At 62.6% G+C, this 5,297-nt stretch carries 6 protein-coding genes; 5 read left to right on the top strand and 1 reads right to left on the bottom strand.

What is annotated here, in order from left to right:
- Positions 1–329 (top strand): PfkB family carbohydrate kinase (locus G8E10_RS25695; RefSeq protein WP_281517818.1); only part of this gene is annotated, 329 nt, incomplete at its 5' end.
- Here G8E10_RS25695 and G8E10_RS25700 read toward each other — a convergent pair.
- A complete protein-coding gene (locus G8E10_RS25700; RefSeq protein ID WP_167131262.1) occupies positions 311–1,417 on the bottom strand; it encodes a LacI family DNA-binding transcriptional regulator in 1,107 nt (368 codons plus the stop codon). The two genes, G8E10_RS25695 and G8E10_RS25700, sit on opposite strands and share 19 nt — an antisense overlap.
- Before the next feature lie 274 nt (positions 1,418–1,691).
- Between G8E10_RS25700 and G8E10_RS25705 the strand changes: the two genes are divergently transcribed.
- The 4 genes from G8E10_RS25705 to G8E10_RS25720 form a co-directional block, all read left to right on the top strand.
- Positions 1,692–2,579 carry a transporter substrate-binding domain-containing protein gene (locus G8E10_RS25705; protein ID WP_167131264.1) on the top strand — a complete coding sequence of 296 codons (888 nt, stop codon included), beginning with the start codon at positions 1,692–1,694 and terminating at the stop codon, positions 2,577–2,579.
- A gap of 99 nt (positions 2,580–2,678) precedes the next feature.
- Positions 2,679–3,617, top strand: coding sequence for an amino acid ABC transporter permease (locus G8E10_RS25710; protein ID WP_167131266.1), 939 nt, complete (start codon positions 2,679–2,681; stop codon positions 3,615–3,617).
- A gap of 8 nt (positions 3,618–3,625) precedes the next feature.
- Entirely contained in the window at positions 3,626–4,384 is a 759-nt protein-coding gene (locus tag G8E10_RS25715) for an amino acid ABC transporter ATP-binding protein (RefSeq protein WP_281517819.1), read from the top strand.
- 14 nt (positions 4,385–4,398) lie between these two features.
- A partial coding sequence (locus tag G8E10_RS25720; protein ID WP_167131270.1) for an ornithine cyclodeaminase occupies positions 4,399–5,297 on the top strand: 899 nt, incomplete at its 3' end.

The raw sequence follows: 5,297 nt of genomic DNA on the forward strand, positions 1-5,297 counted from the left end.
GGGCCGGGGAGGTGCGGGGACCAGGAGCGACGTGGGTGCTGGTCACGCGGGGCGGCGCCGGTGCGCTGCTTCTGGGGCCTGCAGGTCTCTTCGAGGTCGCGGCGTCGCCGGCCGAATTGGTCGATACGCTGGGGGCGGGCGATACCTTCATTGCCCGGACACTCTACGGGCTTGTGGCCGGAGAAGCGCCGGACGTCTTGCTGAAGGCGGCCGCCGATGCCGCCGCTGATACCTGCCGATACGTCGGCGCCGTTGGCCATGGGGCGCCTATCGCGCTGACGGGCGATGTTCCCGAACTTCGGCCGGCACGTCAGGCGTCGATGGCCTGAGGTGCGGACACGGATCCGCGAAGCGCCAGCGTGTGCGTCAGCACGTGATGCTGTTCTGCGCTACCCTCCCCGCCGATGCGCGACAGGATCAGGCGCGCAGCGGCTTCGCCCATCTCCGTCAGTGGCTGGGCGATGGCGGTGATGCCGGGCTTGAGAAATCGCATCCAGTCGAGATCGTCGAAGCAGATCAGGGAAAGAGCATCAGGAAGGCTGAGGTCGAGTGATGTGATGGCGTCCATCGCAACGGCCGACATCAGCCCATCGGCCGTGAACAGTGCGGTCGGCCGGTCGGCGCGCTGCAGCAGCTTCATCGTGGCCGCACGTGCGGCCGAACCAGAGTAGGTTCCGGCCCGTCCGATCAGGCTGCGATCGATGCTGATCCCGTGCACGATGTGCGCTTCGATATAGCCGAACAGTCGCTGCCAGCTGGGAAACAGCGTTTCCGGGTCAATGGAACCGGCGACAACGCCATCGACGAACGCCTCCATGTCACCGAACTCGAAACGCTCCAGTTCCGCGATCATGCCGATCCGACGGTGCCCCGCAGCTATCAGCCGGCCGATGCTATCGCGAGCCGCGTGCCGGTTGTCGAGCGTTACCGAATCGGCGGCAAGCCCGGCGACCCGGCGGTCGATCTGGACGATGGGGCATCCGGAGGCCGCAGCGTCATGCAAGTGCCGTGCACCCGACGTGTCGCAGGGAGCGACGATCAACCCGTCGATTTGCTTTTCGAGGAGCAGCTGAACGGCCTCGATTTCGCGTTCCAGCCGTTCGTCGCTGTTTGTCAGAAGCACGCCAAAGCCTTGTGCGCGCGCGACATCCGCGATGCCGCGCAGAACACTGGCATAGAACGGGCTCTGGATATCGCCAGCGACGACACCGATCGTGCGCGTCTTGCCGGTGATCAGGCTGCGTGCCAACTGATTTGCGCGGTAGCCCAGCGCTTGGGCGGCGAGGCGGACCTTTTCCTTGTTTTCGGCGCTGGTATAGCCATAGCCCCCGAGAACGCGTCCAGCCGTTGCGGTGCTGACGCCGGCATGGCGCGCCACATCGGTGATCGTCGTCTTGTCGGAACGCTTTTCTGCCATTTCCTTCTCCAAGCTGCAATTGAACGGCTGCTCACATGAGAGCCTGCTCACGTTCTGGCGTACCTTGCCTGGCCTTGGAAGGACAGGCATTTCATGTCCATGTATGATCGGAATGACCCTTCCCGACACTTTGTGACTTGACGGAACCGCAAAACAAAGGCTTCCTATGAGAACGTTCGCACAATGACGGAGGGGGATCAATCCCACGGACCCCATGAGGTCGCCCGGCGTGTCCGGACCTGGAGGAAAAATGACAAGAAGAAAGGGGAAGAAGATGAGATCAGAACCATCGGCCTACCTGAAGGGCTTGGCCTTCACACTGGCGCTCGTACCCGTCTTGACGGGTTTGGCTCTAGGCACTGCGTCGGCTGCCGGCATCGATCAGAAGCTGCATGATGCCGTGCCGGAGCAGTACAGGGCGAATGGGGTCAATGTCGCGGCCTTCAACGACTGGCCGCCGGACGAGTTCATCGAGAACGGCGAGCTGAACGGCTGGAGCATCGATATGGCCAAGGCCATGTCCGCGAAGCTCGGCGTCACCTTCACCTTCACGCCCACCAGTTTCGACGCGATCATTCCGGGTCTCGCATCCAAGCGCTTCGATGCCGGTTTCTCCTCGTTCGGCGTAACCGAAGAGCGGCTGCAGGTGCTGGATTTCGTGCCGCAGCGCAAGGAGGGAACGGCCTATGCATTCCTGAAGGAGAAGAACTTCGACATTCAGGCCGAAAAGGATCTCTGCGGCCACTCGATTGCCGTGATGACGGGCGCCTGGGACTTTCAGTACCTGCAGACCGTAAGCGCCGACATCTGCGTGAAGAGCGGCGCGGAGCCGATCGACCTCCAGCAGTTCACGACGCAGAACGCGGCAGAACTCGCGGTCTCCTCCGCCCGGATCGAAATGGTGGCTGCCGGCTCGGCAAAGCTCCAGTATCTGGCAAAGCAGACCGGACGCTTCGGCGTTTCGAAGCTGACGAGCAATGCCGTCTTCAACGGCATCGGAGTCAGACGCGGCGACCCTCTCGGGCCGGTGCTGCGGGATGCCTTGCAGGCGATGATCGACGATGGCTCCTACAAGGCCCTGATGGCCAAGTGGGGCGTCGATGGATCGGGGATGCTGGACGCGGCTATCCTCGTCAACGCCGCGCATCCCGCCACGAAATAGACATCATGCCGACGACGAGGAGCCGCGATTGCGGCTCCTCTCATCCATAAGAAGACGCATGCCCCGCTGCCTGCCTCTTCTCATCTGCCAGAGGTTCGAATGGCGCAAAATCTGAAAACTCTTCCCGAACGTCCGGATATCCACACGATCCAGCCGGTCCCCGAACGCCATCCCTCGCGGTGGATCGGCGGCGTCGTGCTTCTCGTGATCGTGTTCCTGTTCGTGCGCCTGCTCGTGACGAACGAGAACCTACACTGGGATGTCGTCTCGCGGTATATGTTCAGCCCGGAGATCCTTGCGGGTCTCGGGCGGACCTTGCTTCTGACCTTCATCGCCATGGTGCTCGGTCTGGCGATCGGCGTCGTTCTCGCCATCATGCGGCTCTCGCAAAATCCGGTGTTCCAGATGGCAAGCTGGGTATGGATCTGGTTCTTCCGCGGCGTGCCGCCGTTGGTTCAGCTGATCTTCTGGTATAACTTGGCACTTCTCATTCCCACGGTGTCGCTCGGCATTCCCTTCGGTCCGCAGCTCTGGTCCGCCAGCATGAATGCGCTGATCACGCCGTTCAGCGCCGCCGTCCTTGGTTTGGCGCTGACGGAAAGCGCCTATGCGGCGGAAATGATCCGCGCCGGCATCCAGGCGGTCAGTACCGGGCAGACGGAAGCCGCCGCAACGCTCGGCATGAGCAAGGCGCAGACGCTGCGCCGGATCGTGCTGCCACAGGCCTTGAAGATCGTCGTGCCGCCGATCGGCAACGACACGATCTCCATGCTGAAATTCACGTCGCTGGTCAGCGTTCTCGCGCTTCCCGATCTGCTCTATTCGGCGCAGATGATCTATTCGCGCACCTACGAGACCATCCCGCTGCTGATCGTCGCCACCATCTGGTACCTCGTGCTCTCAACCATTCTGACGCTTGTCGAGCACTACATCGAACATCGCATGAACGACGGCCGTCCGCTGCAGGTCACCCTGATCCTTGCCTCGCTGTTTCGCACCGGGTTCTGGGGAGCCCGCCGGGCGGAGGTCTCGCCATGAATGTCGGCATGCCTCTTCTCAACGTCGAGCGCCTGACCAAAAGTTTCGGAACGCACCGCGTGCTCACATGTATCGATATGAGCGTCAGGGCCGGTGACGTTACATGCATTGTCGGTCCGTCTGGTTCGGGCAAAAGCACGTTGCTGCGCTGCCTCAACCATCTCGAGGTGCCCGATTCCGGCGTCGTCTTCCTAGACGGCGCGCCCATCGGCGTTCGCTGGCGTGGACAGACCCTCCACCGCATGAGTTTCAACGAGCTTGCCGCCCAGCGCCAGCGGATGGGCATGGTGTTCCAGAGCTTCAACCTTTTCCCTCACAAAACGGCCCTCGAAAACATCATCGAGGCCCCTATCGTCGTGCAGCGGCACAAGAGAAGCGAGGCGATCGAGGAGGCGATGGTGCTGCTCGACAAGGTGGGCCTGCGAGAGCGGGCGCACTACTATCCGAAGCAACTTTCTGGCGGCCAGCAGCAGCGTGTGGCCATCGCGCGCTCGCTCGCCATGCGCCCTGCCGTCATGCTCTTCGACGAGCCGACGTCCGCACTCGACCCGGAGCTTGTCGGCGAGGTCCTAGCCGTCATGAGGCAACTGGCGGAAGAGGGCATGACCATGGTTGTGGTCACGCATGAGATGGCTTTCGCCCGCGATGTCGCCGATCACCTCATCTTCATGGATGGCGGCGTCATCGTCGAAGGCGGCCCGCCCCGCGAGGTCCTTTCGAACCCCCAGCACGCGCGCACGAAGTCCTTTCTCGCCCGCGTCCTCTGACGCCCGGAGTTTTCATGCTGCATTTGAATGCCGAGACCGTCCACGATCTGCTTGATTACCGCGGCCTCGTCGCTGCCCTTCGCAAGGCCCATAGCGATGGTACGATGCCCCAGACCCGTGTCGACGTGATGACGGACAGCGGCAACTCCGACAACGTGTTTGTCTCACTCATCGCCTGGGCGAGTGGCGACATGATCGCGGTCAAGCTCGTTGGCGTCTTCCCCGACAACCCGTCGCTGCCCGTTCCGCAACCTTCTGTACAAGGTCTGGTTACGCTGATCGACGGGCGAACCGGGGCGCCGCTGATGACGTGCGACGGCGCTGCGCTGACCTTTCGAAAGACGGCAGCAGACTCGGCGCTCGCCGTCGATCTCCTGGCACGCGCTGACGCGGAGGTCCTGCTGGTGGTCGGTGCTGGCGGTCTTGCACCGCACGTGATCGCAGCTCATCGGTGCGTGCGTCCCTCGATCCGCAAGGTGATGATCTGGAACCGCAATCCTGAGAAAGCACAGGCTTTGGCGGCTCGCCTCGATGATCCCGCTATCTCTGGTGTAACGGATCTCGATGCCGCTGTCGCACAGGCCGATGTCGTTTCCTGCGTCACAATGGCTACGGAGCCGCTCGTCCGTGGTTTACATTTGAAACCCGGCGCCCACGTCGATCTGATCGGCGCTTATTTGCCGACCATGCGCGAGGCCGATGACGATGTCGCACGCCGCGCCGGCAAAGTTTTCGTCGATACCCGCGTCGGCTGTGAGGGCTCGGGCGACATTGCCGAGCCGGTTCAGCGCGGGCTCATCACGCGGGACGACATCGTCGCCGATCTCTTCGACCTTTGCAGCCGGAGACATTGGGGCAGGGCGGGGCCTGTCTCTTATACAAATCTGACGCTGCCGAAGACCCCCGGCGTGTA

The organism is Ferranicluibacter rubi (assembly GCF_011603255.1).
In the GTDB taxonomy this organism is placed as follows: domain Bacteria; phylum Pseudomonadota; class Alphaproteobacteria; order Rhizobiales; family Rhizobiaceae; genus Ferranicluibacter; species Ferranicluibacter rubi.

Bases quoted from the DNA above. Each gene is read 5' to 3' on its own strand.
- G8E10_RS25700 (WP_167131262.1), bottom strand. From the start codon at position 1,417: ATGGCAGAAAAGCGTTCCGACAAGACGACGATCACCGATGTGGCGCGC.
- G8E10_RS25705 (WP_167131264.1), top strand. From the start codon at position 1,692: ATGAGATCAGAACCATCGGCCTACCTGAAGGGCTTGGCCTTCACACTG.
- G8E10_RS25710 (WP_167131266.1), top strand. From the start codon at position 2,679: ATGGCGCAAAATCTGAAAACTCTTCCCGAACGTCCGGATATCCACACG.
- G8E10_RS25715 (WP_281517819.1), top strand. From the start codon at position 3,626: ATGCCTCTTCTCAACGTCGAGCGCCTGACCAAAAGTTTCGGAACGCAC.